Origin of the sequence: Desulfuribacillus alkaliarsenatis (assembly GCF_001730225.1) — a bacterium.
Classification (GTDB): Bacteria; Bacillota; Bacilli; order Desulfuribacillales; family Desulfuribacillaceae; genus Desulfuribacillus; species Desulfuribacillus alkaliarsenatis.
The window spans coordinates 203,676-221,665 of sequence record NZ_MIJE01000011.1; the positions used below are offsets into that span (position 1 = coordinate 203,676).

General features: G+C 38.2%; 17 protein-coding genes. 13 read left to right on the plus strand and 4 right to left on the minus strand.

Annotated elements, in window-relative coordinates:
- Positions 1 to 46 precede the first annotated feature (46 nt).
- The 4 genes from nhaC (at position 47) to BHF68_RS06735 (ending at position 6,222) form a co-directional block, all read left to right on the plus strand.
- Positions 47 to 1,567, plus strand: a complete 1,521-nt coding sequence (gene nhaC / locus BHF68_RS06720; protein WP_069642869.1) for a Na+/H+ antiporter NhaC — start codon at positions 47 to 49, stop codon at positions 1,565 to 1,567.
- Between the two features lie 35 nt (positions 1,568 to 1,602).
- The gene (locus BHF68_RS06725; RefSeq protein ID WP_069642870.1) at positions 1,603 to 1,926 is read left to right on the plus strand and encodes a YbjQ family protein; all 324 of its coding nucleotides are present in this window, start codon (positions 1,603 to 1,605) and stop codon (positions 1,924 to 1,926) included.
- A 191-nt stretch (positions 1,927 to 2,117) separates the two neighbouring features.
- Positions 2,118 to 3,095, plus strand: a complete 978-nt coding sequence (locus tag BHF68_RS06730) for a diaminopimelate dehydrogenase (RefSeq protein ID WP_069642871.1) — start codon at positions 2,118 to 2,120, stop codon at positions 3,093 to 3,095.
- Between the two features lie 193 nt (positions 3,096 to 3,288).
- The gene (locus BHF68_RS06735; protein ID WP_069642872.1) at positions 3,289 to 6,222 is read left to right on the plus strand and encodes a CBS domain-containing protein; all 2,934 of its coding nucleotides are present in this window, start codon (positions 3,289 to 3,291) and stop codon (positions 6,220 to 6,222) included.
- Positions 6,223 to 6,322: 100 nt separating this feature from the next.
- Here BHF68_RS06735 and BHF68_RS06740 read toward each other — a convergent pair whose 3' ends face one another.
- Entirely contained in the window at positions 6,323 to 6,811 is a 489-nt protein-coding gene (locus BHF68_RS06740; protein WP_069642873.1) for a rubrerythrin family protein, read from the minus strand.
- Between the two features lie 213 nt (positions 6,812 to 7,024).
- Between BHF68_RS06740 and BHF68_RS06745 the strand changes: the two genes are divergently transcribed.
- The 9 genes from BHF68_RS06745 (at position 7,025) to BHF68_RS06785 (ending at position 15,357) form a co-directional block, all read left to right on the plus strand.
- A complete protein-coding gene (locus BHF68_RS06745) occupies positions 7,025 to 7,333 on the plus strand; it encodes a hypothetical protein (protein WP_069642874.1) in 309 nt (102 codons plus the stop codon).
- A 68-nt stretch (positions 7,334 to 7,401) separates the two neighbouring features.
- Positions 7,402 to 8,298: a DMT family transporter gene (locus BHF68_RS06750; protein WP_069642875.1), complete on the plus strand. Its 897-nt coding sequence runs from the start codon at positions 7,402 to 7,404 to the stop codon at positions 8,296 to 8,298.
- A gap of 174 nt (positions 8,299 to 8,472) precedes the next feature.
- The gene (locus BHF68_RS06755; RefSeq protein WP_245669645.1) at positions 8,473 to 9,738 is read left to right on the plus strand and encodes an ABC transporter substrate-binding protein; all 1,266 of its coding nucleotides are present in this window, start codon (positions 8,473 to 8,475) and stop codon (positions 9,736 to 9,738) included.
- The gene (locus tag BHF68_RS06760; RefSeq protein WP_084019261.1) at positions 9,689 to 10,582 is read left to right on the plus strand and encodes an ABC transporter permease; all 894 of its coding nucleotides are present in this window, start codon (positions 9,689 to 9,691) and stop codon (positions 10,580 to 10,582) included. Before BHF68_RS06755 ends, BHF68_RS06760 begins: the two co-directional genes overlap by 50 nt.
- A gap of 4 nt (positions 10,583 to 10,586) precedes the next feature.
- Positions 10,587 to 11,462 carry an ABC transporter permease gene (locus tag BHF68_RS06765; protein WP_069642876.1) on the plus strand — a complete coding sequence of 292 codons (876 nt, stop codon included), beginning with the start codon at positions 10,587 to 10,589 and terminating at the stop codon, positions 11,460 to 11,462.
- The gene (locus tag BHF68_RS06770; RefSeq protein ID WP_069642877.1) at positions 11,452 to 12,525 is read left to right on the plus strand and encodes an ABC transporter ATP-binding protein; all 1,074 of its coding nucleotides are present in this window, start codon (positions 11,452 to 11,454) and stop codon (positions 12,523 to 12,525) included. The genes BHF68_RS06765 and BHF68_RS06770 overlap by 11 nt, the downstream gene beginning before the upstream one ends.
- Positions 12,519 to 13,100: a CDP-alcohol phosphatidyltransferase family protein gene (locus BHF68_RS06775; protein WP_069642878.1), complete on the plus strand. Its 582-nt coding sequence runs from the start codon at positions 12,519 to 12,521 to the stop codon at positions 13,098 to 13,100. Before BHF68_RS06770 ends, BHF68_RS06775 begins: the two co-directional genes overlap by 7 nt.
- A 173-nt stretch (positions 13,101 to 13,273) precedes the next feature.
- Positions 13,274 to 14,848 carry an FMN-binding glutamate synthase family protein gene (locus BHF68_RS06780; RefSeq protein WP_069642879.1) on the plus strand — a complete coding sequence of 525 codons (1,575 nt, stop codon included), beginning with the start codon at positions 13,274 to 13,276 and terminating at the stop codon, positions 14,846 to 14,848.
- 140 nt (positions 14,849 to 14,988) lie between these two features.
- On the plus strand, positions 14,989 to 15,357 hold the full coding sequence (locus tag BHF68_RS06785; protein WP_069642880.1) for a response regulator: 369 nt from the start codon (positions 14,989 to 14,991) through the stop codon (positions 15,355 to 15,357).
- A 36-nt stretch (positions 15,358 to 15,393) separates the two neighbouring features.
- Here the strand turns inward: BHF68_RS06785 and BHF68_RS06790 are convergent, their stop codons facing one another.
- The 3 genes from BHF68_RS06790 to BHF68_RS06800 are packed head-to-tail and all read right to left on the minus strand — an operon-like array spanning position 15,394 to position 17,881.
- On the minus strand, positions 15,394 to 16,059 hold the full coding sequence (locus BHF68_RS06790) for a TetR/AcrR family transcriptional regulator (protein ID WP_069642881.1): 666 nt from the start codon (positions 16,057 to 16,059) through the stop codon (positions 15,394 to 15,396).
- Between the two features lie 27 nt (positions 16,060 to 16,086).
- Positions 16,087 to 17,142, minus strand: a complete 1,056-nt coding sequence (locus tag BHF68_RS06795) for an ABC transporter permease (protein ID WP_069642882.1) — start codon at positions 17,140 to 17,142, stop codon at positions 16,087 to 16,089.
- A gap of 4 nt (positions 17,143 to 17,146) precedes the next feature.
- Complete coding sequence (locus BHF68_RS06800; RefSeq protein WP_069642883.1) at positions 17,147 to 17,881, minus strand: ABC transporter ATP-binding protein; 735 nt, start codon at positions 17,879 to 17,881, stop codon at positions 17,147 to 17,149.
- Between the last annotated feature and the right edge of the window lie 109 nt (positions 17,882 to 17,990).

The following is a 17,990-nucleotide window of genomic DNA, read 5'->3' on the forward strand; positions in this document are numbered from 1 at the left end:
TTAAAAAATACAGAATAGGCGATGGCAGTTCAACTAGGTGATGTATATGAATGCGAAGAAAGCTCAAAACCATAAGCAGAATAAAAAAATACCCTTTATGGTTACGATGATACCAACTCTGTCAACTGCCGTATTGCTAGGTTTTTCAGTATTTGTTTTCGAGACAGAGCCCCATATGTCAATGTTATTTGGTGGACTTATTGCAGGTATTATTGCGTATGTTTACGGATTTAGTACTGAGGACATTGAGCAGGGTATTAAAGACAGTATTGCTAGGGCTGTGCCAGCACTAATAATTCTACTAATTATAGGGATGATTATAAGTGTTTGGATTGGTAGTGGGATTGTACCAGCTTTAATATACTTTGGTATGGAGTTTATCACACCAGCTTGGTTTTTACCGTCTATATTTATATTGTGTTGCTTTATATCTGTGCTTACAGGTAGCTCGTGGACAACAATTGGGACATTGGGAGTAGCCGCAATTGGAGTAGGACAGGGTATCGGAATTCCTGCAGCTCCTATAGCAGGGGCTGTAGTTTCGGGAGCCTTTTTTGGAGATAAGCTGTCGCCACTATCGGACTCTACAAACCTTACTGCGGCTATTCTGAAAGTTGACTTGTACGATCATATTAAGCATATGCTATACACAACAATCCCTGCCGCTGTAATTTCTATAGTCTTGTTTACGTTTGTGGGATTTCGGTTATCAGAAAATGGCGATTCAGTTATAAACGGCGTTGAGCTTCAAGTATATATCCTGGAGAATTTTACATTTTCGTATTGGCTTGCAGTTCCACCGATAATTATCATCCTGCTTATTCTAAGGAAAACTCCGCCAATCCCAAGTTTGATGGCAGGTGTTATCTTGGGCACTGTACTACAGGTTTTTGTTCAGGGGCAATCTGTTAGTGACGTGTTCGAGTATCTTTACCATGGTTTTTCTATGTCTACTGGCAACGAAGAGTTGGATGAGCTCTTGTCTAATGGTGGGCTTGAAAGCATGTATTCCGTTGTGGTATTAGGAATTCTCTCGCTTGCATTCGGTGGTACTATGCACCACACTGGCATGCTTGGGGTCATTGTAAGAAAAATGAAGCAATTTGTTAAGAGCCAAGGTCGCCTTGTACTTACAACACTTACAACATCAGTTACAGTTAACATAGTGGGCGCAAATCAATATCTTGCAGTTATTCTACCAGGTCAAATGTATGAGAGCTGCTATAATAAACTAAATTTACATAGGAAGAATCTTACCCGTGCACTTGAGAGTGGCGGTACTTTGACGGCACCATTAATCCCATGGAATACCAGTGGTGTATTTGTAATGTCAGTATTGAGTGTAGATGCTCTAGCGTATGCACCGTTTGCCTTTGTATGCTGGATGACAATGATTATAGCGGGAATTTACGGTTTTGCAAATATCACGATGGCTAAGCATGAGTCTAACGCTAATACTAAAAATATTGAAAATCATAATAATGTTGAAAATCATAATAATGTTGAAAATCATAATAATGTTGATAAATCGAACAATAAGGAATATGATTTACCTAAGGATGTATGATTTTATATTCATAAAAAACGAAAGAGGTAGATGGTATGATTATAGTTAATACGGAAACAATTGCGGGTAAAAAGATTGTAAGTAATGTTGGTTATGTAAAGGGTAGCATTATTCAGGCGCGACACGTTGGTAAGGACATACTAGCTGGCCTACGTGGTATTGTTGGTGGAGAAATTAAGGAATATACAGAGCTAATGGACGATGCCCGTAAAAAAGCAATGAAACGCATGGTGGACGAAGCAACTGCAAAGGGAGCCAATGCTATCGTAAATATTCGCTTTATGACCGCGCAGGTAGCTCAGGGTGCAGCAGAAATATTAGTTTTTGGGACAGCGGTTATTGTAGAAGATGATAATTAATACAAGTAATTAACATAGCAAATAATATATTAATTAACATAAGCAAATAACATAAGCAAATAACATAAGCAAATAACATAAGCAAATATCATAAGTAAGTAAAGTCATTTGTTTTCGATGTGAAAATGAATGGCTTTTTTGTTATACTAATAGTTGGTTTGTAGAAAATATTGCAGGAAGGGATGTAGATTATGAATAGCAAAATTCGTGTAGGTGTAGTAGGTTATGGTAATTTAGGTAAAGGCGTGGTGAAGGCTTTAAATCAAAATCCTGATATGCAACTGGAGGCAATTTTTACGCGCAGGCAACCAGAGTCGTTTGCAAGCGATTTACCTTTTGTACATATGAGTGATATCGTTAGCTATAAAGATCGAGTTGATGTTATGGTTATGTGTGGAGGCTCAGCAACTGACCTAGTGGAGCAGGTTCCTATGGTTGCAGAACATTTTAATACTGTGGATAGCTTTGATACACACGCAAAGATTCCTGAATTTTTCGAGCAGGTAGACGCTGTAGCTAAGAAAGCGGGCACATTAAGCTTAATTTCTACTGGCTGGGACCCTGGTTTATTCTCGTTAGCAAGATTGCTTAATGAATCGATTATACCAGAGGGGAATGAGTACACCTTTTGGGGTAAAGGTGTAAGTCAAGGACACTCTGATGCCATCAGAAGGGTAGAGGGTGTTAAAGACGGAAAGCAATATACAATCCCTCAAGCTAGTGCCTTAGAAAAGGTTAGAACTGGAGAAAATCCTGAGTTATCAACGAGAGAAAAGCATGAGCGTGTTTGCTATGTTGTAGCAGAAGAGGGAGCGGACTTGGCACGCATTGAAGCGGAAATTGTAAATATGCCTAACTATTTTGCGGATTATGATACTACGGTACATTTTATTTCAGAGGCACAATTATTAGCGGAGCACTCTGGAATGCCACACGGTGGCTTTGTTATCCGCACAGGAAAAACAGGTGAAGATACTAAACAGAGAATGGAGTTTAGCTTACAGCTAGAAAGCAACCCAGAATTTACAGCAAGCGTACTTGTTGCCTATACTAGAGCTGTATATAAGCTAGCGCAGGCAGGAACAACAGGTGCGTGCACGGTGTTTGATATACCTTTTGGCTACTTATCACCAAAATCACCTGAGCAGTTACGGAAAGAGCTGTTATAGAAACACATAAATAGAAGCGACTAAATAGAACAATTAAATAGAAACTAACTAGGAGTAGGGTAAGCAGACTAGATAAAGCTTACTTTACTCCTTTTTAATATGCATAAAGAATATTTTAATTTATATAACACAAATAACCATTTTTAAGATAAAATGTAGTGGTGAACAATCAATTTAACAATGGAGTGGGAAAATGGGTCTATTAAAATCTTTAATCTGTAGACAATTGCATACTATATCTCCTGAATTGCTGATAAAAGACGCGATTGAAGAAATGAGGCTTAAATCAGTAAGCAGCATATTAGTTCAAGAGGGAGGCAGGTTAATAGGCTTGCTTACTGAAAGAGACATTGTTAAAGTTGTCGCCACAGGAATTTGTGTAGAGAACACACCAATTAGAGCCGTAATGACCACTAACATTGTTTCTTTACAAGTAGACACATTGCTAGACCAAGCATTAATTGTTATGGATATAAATGGAATTAGACACCTTGTGGTAGTAGATGCTAATGATAAACCCCTTGGTATAGTTACTCATACAGATATTGTGCGTAAGCTTGAGGAGGATTTTTTCAAGGCGCCTAGGCCAGTAAAAGAATATATGAGTAGAAGCTTAGAGGCTGTTCCTATTAAAGCTAGTTTAAATGAAGCTATACGTAAAATGCACGAAAAAAGGATAAGCAGTATTATTGTAGTCGATGGTAAAATTCCTGTTGGGATAATAACGGAAAGAGATATAGTTAAACTACTACAGGAGAAAGCTTCTATAAATGCATCAGTAGAACAATATATGAGCGCCCCTATCATTCAGATAGATCCAACAACTTCACTATTTGATGCTTCTAAATTAATGGAGCAGCATAAAATAAGACATTTAGTTGTATGGAATGGCAGAGGGGCAGTTGGCCTTGTAACAAACACAGATATAGTGAGGTCGATTCGTGATAATTATCGTAGCTATCTTGAAAAAGAAGCAATGCGCACACGTAAAATATTAGATTTGATACATGAAGGTGTAGTAGAAATTGATAATGAAGAGTGTAGAATTCAGTGGATTAACAAAACAGGGGCGGCTTTATTTGGCTATGAATTTATAGGGGATGCTATTGGTAAAAGCTTTATTGATATGATAGATGAAGCGGATAGAGATGTTTTGAAGGAGGATTTTCAACATTTACGTTCGAAAAATAACTACCAGTGTCGAATCAAGCTTGAAGCAAGGACAATTACAACATTAATCTCCTATGACGTAATTACTGATGATATAAACAAGCGAATATCCTATCGCATCTTGCTTCGTGACGTTACAAGCATGATAGAGAATCGTAAAAAGATGGAAGAAAGACTTCGTAAACAAAAAAGACAATTTCAAGCTTTGTTTGATAATACAACTGATGCTGTTGCTATTTTTGATAGGGAAAAAAAGATTCAGATGGCAAACCAACAATTCTTATCAATGTTTGAATATTCAAGGGACGAAGTGATTGGACAGTCTATTTCTAGCCTAGTTGACAGACAAGATAAGCTAGTTGATCATATAGCTGATGAGATATTTTTGGGAGATACTATAAATCGGGAAACCTGTAGGTATAAAAAGTCTGGTGATCCTATTTATGTATTATTAAAGGGCGGTCCTGTTATCGTCGATGGTCAGGTGACTGGTGGCTATGCAGTATATGCTGATATTACTGATAAGAAACAGATTATTAATGATTTAAGAGATAGTGAAGAGAGATTCCGGACACTAATTGAGAGTATGGGCGAAGGAATGGCATTGGTCGAGCTTATTTATAATAATGAACAAGTGAGTAATTATCGGTTTGTCGAGGTCAATCAAGCATTTGAAGAACATACAGGGTTCTCGAAGCATGATGTGCTGGGGAATTTAGCGACAGAAGTGTATGAGGTAGATGAAGCGCCTAATCTCGAAATATATAGAAGGGTAGATAAGACTAGAAAACCAATTAAGTTCGAAAGTTATGTCAGTTTTATCCATAAACATCTTAGGATATCGGCCTTTTCACCAAAACCAGGTTATGTAGCTACAGTATTTGATGATATTACGGAGCAAAAACAAAAAGAGGATAAAATTCAGTATTTAATATATCATGATATCCTGACGGATGTACATAATCGAGCTTATTTTGATAAAGCCCTTAAAGAAATTGATGAGGAAAGTAAGGTTCCTACATGCATTATTATGGCAGATTTAAATGGTCTTAAGCTTGTAAATGATGCATTTGGCCATGGTAAAGGCGACGAGCTTATCAAGATGGCTGCTAAGCTAATAAAAGAAGTATGCCGTGAAGAAGATATTGTTGCTAGAATTGGTGGCGACGAATTTGCCGTTATCCTTCCTGGCATATCACAGGATAAAGGGCAGACGGTTATAGATAAACTTAAGACTCGTGCTGATATGTTGCAGATAGAAGGAATACAATTAAGTATTTCTTTTGGATTAGGTACTAAAGATAATACCACTACTAGCATATTTGATGTAGTTAAAACTAGTGAAGTGCAGATGTATAACCGCAAGCTAATGGAGAGTCAAAGTGCCAAAAACCACTTAATAACATCCCTACTTAGAGTACTAGAAGAAAAGACAGGAGAAAGCCGTGCCCATTGTCAAAGGGTAATGGAGCTAGGAGTAGAGCTTGGTAAGGCGATAGGATTGTCAGAGGACGAACAGGAAAAACTAAGAATACTAGCACTTCTACATGATATAGGGAATATTACAATTCCAGAAAATATACTTAAAAAACCTGAAACCTTATCAGACGAAGAATGGACCGTAGTTAAAAAGCATCCTGAGAGCGGCTACAGAATTGTTAGTGCGATTCCAGAGTTTGCGTTTGTGGCAGAGTATATCTTATGTCACCACGAACGGATTGATGGCAAAGGATATCCGCGGGGTCTAACTGGTGATAGTATTCCTAAAATTGCTAAGATTTTAGCAGTTGTAGATGCTTTTGAAGTAATGACCCGTGATACAGCATATAGAGAGGCTATGACTGTATCTGAAGCAGTTAAAGAATTACAAGCAAATGCAGGAACGCAATTTGACAGTAATGTTGTCGATGTTTTTATAGAAAAAGTAGTAGATAACTTAAATGGTAATAAGACTTAAAGATAAATAGACTTAAATGATAAAAAGCCGGTGATGAACAGTTATTAGTTCAACATCGGCTTTCTCGTGTGATATTTATGATTATATGCGGTTTTAAGACTTAGTATTTAACAAACACACTACTTTTTGCTTTGCAAATTGGGCATGAATCTGGGGTGCTGTTCTTTTCGATATATCCACAGATTGGACATAGGTAATAATCTACATCTTCTTTACTGTCTAAATTCTCGAGGGCATCTTTATAAAGGTCTGCATGAACTTTTTCTGATTCCATAGCAAATAAGAAGCTGCGTTCAGCATCCTTGCGCCCTTCGTTTTTAGCGTCGTCAAGCATTGGCGGATACATAGTATCAAATTCATACATTTCTCCGTCAAAACCTTCCTTGAGGTTTTCAGCCGTAGATTTGATACCACCCAAAGCCTTTAAGTGATTGTGCGCGTGTACAGTTTCGGCCTCCGCAGCAGCACGGAATAACTTTGCAACGCCTATGTATCCTTCTTGTTCAGCCTTCTTAGCAAAAGCCAAATATTTACGGTTTGCTTGAGATTCACCTGCAAAGGCTTCTTTTAAATGTTTGTCAGTATTCATAAAATAACTTCCTCCTAATTTAGAATTATTCTAATGTATATTATATTTATACACCTTTATTCTATTATAGTCAATACATTATTGAAAGAAAATGTATGAAAGAAAATGTAGAAATAAATGTATTAAATAATTGTATATTATCTAATCCTTATAATTGCAACGAAAAGAACATACAAATGGATAAGTAAGACACAGTTGAAAGGATACAAACACATGGAAACTCAAACAGACATTCAAGTTATGAAGAGTGAAATAGTTAAACAATATAATCCGTATGACATATATTTATTTGGATGCACAAACAAAGAATTGTTTACCTATGTAACAGGCTGCAACTTATGCTTGATTTTAGATGTAGATAATAATCGAGATTTTCTAAAATGTATTTCTAGAGAAATAGCGGCCGATTTCGATTATGATGTAATGATTTATACCAAGGAGGAATGGTATAAATATAGGAGCGAACAAGACACATATGCTAATATAATCTATAATACAGGGATTAGCTTATTGGCATTCTAGATAGAAAAGCAATTTTAGTATAATATAGGATAATACATATTAGTGGTATTTATTGAGGAGATGAATGAATGGGCTTTTTCTTTGCAGCTCTAACGGCATTATGCTTTGCAACTAGCAATATTATGATTCGCAAGGGCATGAAGCCCGAAAGCAAAGATAATGGTATGCTTATGACTGTGTTCATAAATGCAATATTTCTTACAATTGCATGGTTAATCTATCGTTTCTTTTTTGTAGCAATTGAAATCACGCTAATAGGATTAATTGTTTATATAGTAGCGGGTGTGTTTACTACTTTTATTGGAAGGGTCATGTTGTTTCAAAGTATTAGGCAGGTTGGTCCGTCTAGGGGTACAGCGATAAAAAACAGTGCGCCAATATTTACAATCTTGTTTGCTGTCATGTTTTTAAATGAGTCTATTAAGTTTCTACCTTTTTTAGGTATGCTTCTTGTGCTAAGCGGCTTAGGAATTCAAGGCTTTTATATGGTAAGACACACTAGCAAAGCTAGCATGGAAAATCAGCTTTTAAGAACGGGATACTTATTTGGGTTGGCCTCTGCAATAGCATTTGGTGTAGGACAAGGAGTGCGCAAGCTAGGTGTTGAACACCTGCCAGATCCATTTTTCGGAGCCTTTATAAGTGCAACTGTGGCGCTTGTGCTTACGTTAGTAATGGAGGGGCGAAAAGGTGATATTGTAGATAGGATAAAGCAGCAATATCAAACAATAAACTATTATTTTGTAATTGCTGGGGTATTTACTAGTATTGCCGTCCTGTCATTCTTCTTAGCAATGATGTTCATTCAGGTTTCTTACGTGTCTGTGATTGTTGCTCTAGAGCCGATTCTAACAATTATTTTAAGTAAGCTTATCTTGCGTAAGGAAGAAGTTATAATGCCTTACACAATAGTAGCTGCATGTGTTGTTGTTGCGGGCGCTATTATGATTGTTAGTTTTGGATAACGGTCTATTATTCTGAATTGGAATGATGGTATTTATACTGTCGGCTCTCCGTAGACATCTATAAACAAGAGTTATATAATTTATAAAAGGAGCTTATAGGCTTCTTTTTTTATATTGCGAGCTAACTATTAAAGAGCTAGCATTAAACAACAAATAAAAAGGGTGGTATTAGTAATGAGATTAAGATTAACTAAAAAAATGAAGCAAATTATGTTACTAGCAACAATAGGCATAATAGCTTTATTGATTGCAGCCTGTGGTAATTCAAGTATAGAAGTTAAAAACGAAGAAGTAAATCTATTGCAAGAAGATTGGTCAACTATTGAAAGTCTAGCAAAAGGCTCTGAGGTGCGTATCTTTATGTGGGGTGGAGATGAGGGCATTAACCGCTATATGGATGAATGGATTGCACCACGCTTGAAGGAGCAATTCGATGTAACGCTAAACAGAACACCGATGGATATAAATGAAGTATTACAAAAGCTAATGACAGAGAAACGCGCTAATAGAGGCGCAGGTACTATAGATGTTATTTGGTTAAATGGTGAGAATTTTAAAAATGCTAAAGAAAATGAACTTTTATGGGGAGATTTTGTACAACAGCTGCCAAATGTTCAAGCATATATAGATATGACAAGCTTAGATGCACAATTTGATTTTGGCACACCGATTGAAGGCTTAGAAGCACCTTGGGGTAAAGTGCAATTTGTCTATGTGTATGATGAGGATAAAGTTCCGAATCCGCCTGCTAGTTTTGAAGAGTTAAGGCAGTGGATGACTGAAAATCCAGGCAGATTTACATATCCAGAAGCGAGCGATTTTACTGGTAATGCGTTTTTACGTCATTTACTATATAATACAGTCGATGTAGAAACACTACTAAACACCCCTGACCCTGATGCTTTTGTAGAGGAAAGCAGTGTTCCTATGTGGGACTATCTAAATGATATTAAGCCAAATCTTTGGAGAAAAGGCGAGACATATCCTACTTCTTTAACGGAATTGGATCGCTTATATAGCCAGGGTGAGGTTTGGATGACTATGGGCTACAATGAAGCTCGTGTTGAAAGCCTAATCGCCAATGGAACATTCCCAGAATCAACAAGAACCTTCGTCATGGAGCCTGGGTCAATAGGTAACACCCATTTCCTATCGATACCATTCAATAGCCCTAATGCAGCAGGTGCAATGGTAGCTATCAATTACTTATTATCCCCAGAGGCGCAGCTGGCAAAGATGGAACCAGGCATGTGGGGGGAAAACATGTCTTTAGATCCAACGAAGCTGTCAGAGACATACCGCCAGCAGCTAGATTCAATTGATCGCGGACAATCTGTATTGCCTGCAGATGTATTACAAGAACGGTTTTTGCCAGAAGTGAGTGCTGAATATGTTAACTGGATTCAAGAACAATGGTTTAATGAGGTTGTCCGCAACTAAGCTACAGCTACTTCCAGGTATTTTATTTGTAGTTGTAATCGTTGGTTATGGAGTTGTCAGTGCATTTGTAGAAAGTGTTTCAGGAGGTACGGGAGTAGGAGAATCATGGACACTAGAGCACTATCAACGCCTAATAGCTAATGATGTGTTTTGGGAATCCTTCATTTTTAGTATAAAAGTAACGTCAATATCAACGTTGATTTCGCTATTTATTGGTGTCATTATAGCTAGAACGTTATATCAGTGCTTTATTAGCGATTATGCGAAATTACTTACTTGGGTGCCAATGCTGATACCCCATTTTGTGGCAGCATACATGGTTATTTTACTTTTCTCTCCAAGTGGGTGGTTTTCTAGCATCGGCTATCAACTAGGTTTGATAGAATATCAGTCTCAGTTCCCGATTCTAGTGATGGATCGTGCGGGAATTGGGATTATATTGGCGTATATATGGAAGCAGGTGCCCTTTGTTGTCTTGATGGTCTTACCAGTCTATTATCAGCTAGATAAACGCTATTTAGAAGTTGCTAGAACTCTAGGTAGTAATAAGCGTCAAGTATTCTTTACGGTGGAGTGGCCTTGGCTTTATCCAGTGGTTATAGAGGTAGGAATTATATTGTTTGCCTTTATCATAGCGGCCTTTGAGATTCCCTACCTGTTAGGATCAACCTTTCCAAAGATGCTGTCAGTGGTTACCTATCAGTGGTTTTATGAAGGAAGCTGGAGTCAACGACCATTGGCAATGGCTGCGATGTCATTGCTGACGGTGATGATTTTATTTGTATCATTCCTAGCGCTGTTCCTGCTGCAAAAATCACGATACCGAATGATGAAGGGACTATAATGATATGTGTAATAGTAGAAATACTTGTGAAAAGGTTGGGCACGTTAATTATTTGAAATATCTGTTGGTTGGCAGTTTTATATTGGTGGTAGTGCTGCCAATTGCACTTTTAGTGATACAAAGCTTTGCTTTTCGCTGGAGCTGGGGAAGTGTTTTGCCAACGGCATTTAGTTTGCGTGGCTGGCAGGTGCTTTTACAAGAGCCTAAGGTTTTATCTGCAGTATGCATTACAGTGCTAGTGGGGACAATCGTTATTGCTATAAATTTGTTAATTGCAATTCCAGCAGGCAGGGCTATGGCCTTTAATGACTTTAAAGGAAAAACCATCGTAGATGTTATACTTTTTATGCCTATTCTTGTACCAGCATTAGCAGTTGCTATGGGTATTCATTTAACAATGATTAGGCTTGGTTTAGCAAATACGGTCTGGGGAGTTGTACTAGTCCACTGTATACCAACTGTACCCTATGCAATAAGAATATTACGCACTGGATATGAACGGATGGGTCAAAGGTGGCTGGAGCAAGCGAGAACATTAGGAGCGTCAAGCTGGAAGTGCTTTTTAACTGTGACATTACCAATGTTATTACCTAGTATACGTACGACAATCTTCTTAGTATTTTTAATTTCATTAAGTCAATATGCGTTAACGGCTATCGTTAGTGGTGGGAGTGTTATTACACTAGCAATGATTTACTACCCGTTTTTACAGACGGTAGATAATGCTGTAATTGCAAGTTTTTCTTTGTTGTTTGCACTTATACCTATTTTGTTTTTAGCTGTGATAGAGCTATTTTTCCGTTATGCAATACCATACCAAAGAAGCTTTAGTTATCGTGAAGAAGCTGTGCAAGAAGGAGGTAAGGGGCATGTTTGTTAACTGCTGTGGAGTTACAAAAGAATATGACGGCAAGCCAGTCTTAAATCAAGTAGACATAGCGATTAGCCAAGGACAGATATTAAGTCTATTAGGACCATCTGGGACAGGAAAATCTACGCTCCTTCGCTGTATTGCAGGCTTTGAAAATTTGACATCAGGAAAGGTTATACTGGCCAATCAGGACATAACTCAGATGCCACCTGAGCAACGTCCCGTAGTAATGATGTTCCAGCAGCCTTTATTGTTCCCGCATATGACGGTACTTGAAAACATCACCTATGGTTTAAAGGTTAGGGGAGTTGACAGGGACGAAGCAATTAAGTCAGGGTATCAGCTATTAGAACGGATTGAAATGCCAGACTATGGGAAGCGCTATCCCTATGAGCTATCTGGGGGACAGCAGCAGCGGGTAGCACTTGCGCGGGCGTTGATTTTGAAGCCAAAGCTGCTACTACTAGACGAGCCATTTAGCAGTTTAGATGCTGACTTAAGAACAAGTATTCGTGATTGGGTAAAAGTTGTTCTTAACGAAGAGGGAATTACGGCAATCTTCGTTACCCACGATAAGGAAGAGGCTATGATTATCGGTGATCAGCTGGCGATTATGAACCAGCAAAAGATTGAGCAGATTGGTAAGTCACTAGATGTATACAATCGACCAGAAACTCCTTTTGTAGCAGAGTTTTATTGTAATGGAATTGTTCTTAATCAAGAAGCTTTTATTCCATTAGAGAAGCTAAAAATACTACCATCGAAGCTGCAGGCAATCACTAAGGGAGAGTTGACTTGGCAGGGTAAAATCAACAGCCGCTTTATCAAGCATGGACAATGGTTTGATAAAGTAACGCTTATTAATCATGATAGTAAAAGTAAAAAAAGCACACCTGCCACCCTTGAATTAATTATTAAAGCTAATACAAATATAGATGTTGGTAACTTAGTTATAGTGACTGCTAATACTCAAGATATATACTACTTTGATAATGATGCAAAAGTACATCAGCTAAATAATAAAGAAGCTAGCAATAAAAAAGCTAGCAATAAAGGGGAGTTAAGATGTTAGACACCCACGCAAGACCATATGTACAACCAGTAATAGAGAAAGCTGCACAAGCATTTGTGAGAATCGGTATGACAGCTAATCAAGTAACTGTGCTCTCCTTTGTGACTGGGGTGTCGGCTGGATTATTTGCTCTGTTTGGTCAATTCTATGTTGCGCTGATTGTTTTGTGGATATCGGGTTTCTTGGACGCAGTAGATGGCACAATGGCACGTATGACTAAAACATCAGGATGGGGAACTGTACTTGATGTTACCTTCGATCGTATTGTTGAAATAAGTATCATTTTAGCACTCGCTTATCAGTTTCCCGAAGCAATCTGGACTCTATTGCTTCTTAGTGTTGCAATCATCTTTTCGATGACAGTATTCCTAACGGTCGGGGCCGTGTCTGAGAAAAAGGGTGGAAAATCATTCTATTATCAAGCTGGTCTGGCTGAGCGAACAGAAGGTTTTCTACTGTTCTCAATTATGCTATTACTGCCAGGATATCTTTTGGCTACAGCATTGCTATTTGCAGCTGCCGTTACCTTTACAGGCTGTCAAAGACTATGGGAAGCTAAGAAAATCTTAGGTTAGGGGATATAGAATGCTAGTTCCATATATTCAGAAAAAGCTAGAGCAGGAGCTATAGAAGCCATATCGAATTCCTATAAATGCATGTATTTGCTGGAAATTGTCATACTAATAACGTCTAATAACCTTCTGATTGTATATTGGAAGGTAACTTTATTATTAGGGGGAAGTTATGTATGACATTTAGTAAACCTAATCGCTCAGATGCAATTTTAGCAAAGAATAGAACGCCAAACTCAATATCGCCATTTAGTGGGCTATGTGCAACCTGTAATGACGAGTGTCCAGGGCTTTGCGAAGTAGGCAAGTCAGCTTATAGGGGAAAGGAAGTACTTTACCCACAGCCTTTTGGTAGGATAACGGCTGGTTCTGAAAAAGATTATCCTGTTGATTATAGTCATTTTAATATTATGGGCACTGCAGTAGGCGCCCATGGAGTTGAAGCAGATTCCGATGTAGCCATCTTCCCTAATGTTGACGTAAGTACAGAAATTGGGGTGGACAATAAAATTAAGCTAGAGACCCCAATTGTGATTGCTGGTATGGGTTCAACAAATATTGCAGGAAAGCATTGGGAAGGTATGGCTGCAGGTGCAGCGATTACAGGTTCAATAATCGTCATCGGTGAGAATGTATGCGGAATGGATCCAAAGCTAGAAATAAAAAATGGTAGGGTTACAAGTTCTCCTAACCTTGAAAGCAGAGTGAATTACTTTAGAAATTGGTATCAAGGGGCTGGAGCAACCGTAGTCCAAGCTAATGTTGAGGATACAAGACTAGGTGTTCAGGAGTATGCGATTGAAAAGCTCGGTGTAGAAGCGGTTGAAGTTAAGTGGGGACAAGGAGCTAAAGATATTGGTGGCGAAGTAAAGATTGATTCCTTAGAAAAGGCGCAAGAACTAAAAAAGCGTGGTTACATCGTATTACCAGATCCAGAAAAGGAAACGGTCATTAAAGCATTTAAGGCAGGGGCATTTAAAGAGTTTGAAAGGCACTCAAGAGTAGGAATGGTTGAAGAGGAAGCTTTCCACAAGCGCGTGCAGGAATTGCGTAGCGCTGGAGCGAAACAGGTGTTTCTTAAAACAGGTGCATATAGACCTGCGGATTTAGCGCGCGCCGTTAAGTTTGCTTCCGATGCTAAGATTGATTTGTTAACAGTTGATGCAGCTGGTGGTGGAACAGGTATGAGCCCGTGGAGAATGATGAATGAGTGGGGTGTGCCGATGGTTGAGCTGCACTCCCTACTTTACAAATATTTAAAGCGCTTACAGGATCAAGGGCGCTTTGTGCCTAATGTATCACTTGCGGCGGGCTTTTCACTTGAAGACCATATGTTCAAAGGCTTTGCCCTGGGTGCACCATTTGTGAAAGCAATTGGAATGTCGCGAACGGCAGTGTTAGCTTCATTTGTAGGAGAAAACATCGCCAGCACATTAGAGCAAGGAAAGCCATTTAAACAATATAGTCATTATGGTAATAGCATTGAGGAGATATGTATCCTAGCGACTGAGTTAAAAGAAAAGCTAGGAGACGATTTCAAAAAGCTACCACCTGGAGCAATAGGTATTTATACATATTTTGATCGTTTGAAGCAAGGCCTGCGGCAGCTTATGTGTGGATCGAGGAAGTTCCGTTTAGATTTAATTGAGCGAACTGATATCGCAACACTAACCAGAGAAGCTGCAGAAATCAGTGGTATAACGTACATAACTGAAGTTGATGAAGAAGAAGTTAATCAGATTTTAAACTAAATAACAGCGAAACCCCCTGTATAAATTTTTAATGCTTTTCAGGGGGTTTTTGATATGTTATAAGTAAGTATAAGATGTTTAAGTATAGAATGTTAAGTTGTTAAAGTATAACCCATGGCCTAAAATTGAGGAGCATGTATATGACAACCAAAAAAATTCTTATAGTCGATGATGAAGCTGCAATTGTAGCTGTTCTAGAAGAACTTTTAACAGAAGAAGGCTACACAATTATTAAAGCATATAATGGTTTAGAAGCTATAAGTATCTTCAATAAGAAACAGCATATTGACTTAATGATTGTCGATTACTGCATGCCACATCTAAACGGTCGGCGGGTTATAGAGACAATGAGGCAGAATCCTAGATATTCAACAACACCTGTAATAGTAATAACTGGATCAGAGAAACAATTTAGCAATTTCCCAGAAGATAGTACATACCAATTTTTAATTGAAAAGCCATTTAATCTTGAACGAATTACTGAGACAGTGCATAAGCTGCTAGGTTAGCTAGCTAATTAAATAGCTAATTAGCTAGCATTTATATTAGTTGGCTTTAAGTCCAGCCACAATGTACTTAACAGTATAAGCAATCTCTTGCTCATCATCCCAATCGTAATCAGGTAAAATAATAAATCTGGTAATTAGAAAGCCTATTACTGTTGTAATCGTTAGTCTAATTACCGTGTCTGATGGGAGCGGGATAAGCTGATTTTTTGCTTGGAAGTGGTCGACTATTTTAGTGAACTCTACGTACACGTGTTTTGTGAATAAATCTTTAATTTCTTTATTCAGTTCATTATGGAATGCAACCTCTTGAAGGAAAATTTTCAATATAGGCAAACGACTTTTTACAAAATGATAGCGATTACGAACTAATACCTCTAAAAATTCTTCATAGCTCTTATAATCAGGAGCAAACACTTCTTTAACGAAATCTTTCGCTAGAAAAGGCGCTATAACCTTAGTTAGAGTAGGCGTTACGATAGCTAATAAAAGCTCTTTTTTTGTTTTATAATGTCGAAAAATTGTCCCCTCTGCGACCCCTGCTTTTTTTGCAATTTCATTAGTTGATGTATTGGAATAGCCTTTTTCTGCAAAAATTTCAATCGCGGCTTCTACTATTTTAAGCTGCTTTTCAGAAAGCTTGCTAGATGAACTGTTTTGTTCTGCTGCATTTATAATTTCCTCTACCCATTTATGCTCTTCCACGTTAAATTCAATGCTCCTTTCTAATCGTTATAACTGACGGTGCTTTTTAAGTGCTTGAACATTTAACAAGCAAAAAGCTGTTGCAAAGCCAAGTAAAATTAAGATGTTCGGCAGGACGTCATTTATGCCTTTGCCACGAATCATGATTTCCTGTAGGGCTTCAGCTCCATAGGTTAGCGGCATAATGTAGCTAATAGAGCTAAGCCAAGTAGGCATTGCGTCTAAATTGAACAACCCGCAGAAAAACACCTGTGGAATAATTACTATAGGGATAAATTGTACCATCTGCAACTCGTTGTTTGCAAAGGCAGATAATAATGTTCCTAATGTTAATGCCGTCATAGCTAACAGGAATGTTATTAACAAAACGCTGAAGAAGGCACCAGCCTGTATAACTCCCAGCACAGAAATAGCATACCAGGATATAAGTGCAGCTTGTAGTGTTGTGAAAATGCCAAAACCAAGAATATAACCCAATACCAACTCCCAGCGTCTTAGTGGTGTAGCTAATAGACGCTCTAGTGTGCCTGTAGTACGTTCCCGAAGAAATGACACCCCAGAAATTAAGAACACAAAAAAGAATATGAAAAAGCCTATTAGTATAGGTCCGATTGTATCAAATAATGTTAAATCGGCGCCGCCATAAATGTAGGATAATTCGTAGGCGAAATCGCTGCTAACCATTGAGTCCGAGGCGGCCTGCTGGACTAATAACAAAATTGATTGATTAATTATCGAGTCGCTACCTTCTAAAGTAACAGACAATTTAGGTGTCTGTGCGTGCACGTTAAGGGATACGTATGCGTCAGCGTTATGTGATTCTATCATTATCCGTCGCTCTTTTTCTGGTGAAATATTTCGTTCAACGGAATCTACAAGTATTATCGCGCCTCGTTGCTCTAAAGCTTCAGTGATACTAGGTGGAAGATTGTATGTGATTATTGTTGGTTTATATTCATCATATGCAAACACAAGATACATCAAGGTAAGAATTAGTAAGGGCGCTACAAGCATTAAGGCGAGGGTGCGTTTATCCCTGGCAAATTGTTTGATTATACGTTTTACAATAGCAAATATACGCATGCGATTACACCTCCAAAGCTGTAGAACCATACTGTAAGAAGGCTTTTTCAAGTGATGAAGTATTAGTGCTGCTTTTTAATGCTTCGGGAGTACCAACGGCAATAATATGACCATCGCGAATCATTGCTAGTCGTGTGCATTTATCAGCTTCATCCATAACATGGGTTGTGACTACTATCGTAACATTCTGCAACCGTAGTGCTTCTAATTCGTCCCAGATTGCCTGCCTGAGGATAGGGTCTATGCCGACAGTTGGTTCATCTAGGATAAGAATCTCGGGATTGTGTAAGAGAGAAATAGCTAAGGATAAGCGGCGTTTCATTCCACCAGAAAATTGACGGACAGGCTTATTGATATCATTGTTCAAATTAACAAGATTGATTACTTGCTTTTTTCTTGCGCTTCGTTGTGAGCTATTAAGTCCATATATTTCTGCAAAAAAATCCAAGTTATCTTCAGCAGTCAGCTCTTCATAGAGCGCGTCTGATTGCGCCATAAACCCTATTCGTCCCATCGTATGTAAATTAGGCATCAAGTCATTAAGTACCTTAACAGAACCGTTAGTAGCCTGTTCGATTCCAGATAGCATTTTGACTAAAGTGGTTTTGCCAGCGCCAGATGGACCTAATAGTCCAAAAATTTCACCAGTGTTAATTTCCAAGGAAATATTTTTAAGAACCTGGCTAGTCCCGTAAAACTTAGAGACGTCATTTACAACAACACAGTTATTAGTAGACACAATATCCTCTCCATTTCATTCAAAGTTAGATTAAAAGTGAGTACTCACTCATTATAATATGGAAGTTGTAGGAAGTAAAGTGATTTAATTAACATAATATCTTAATAAC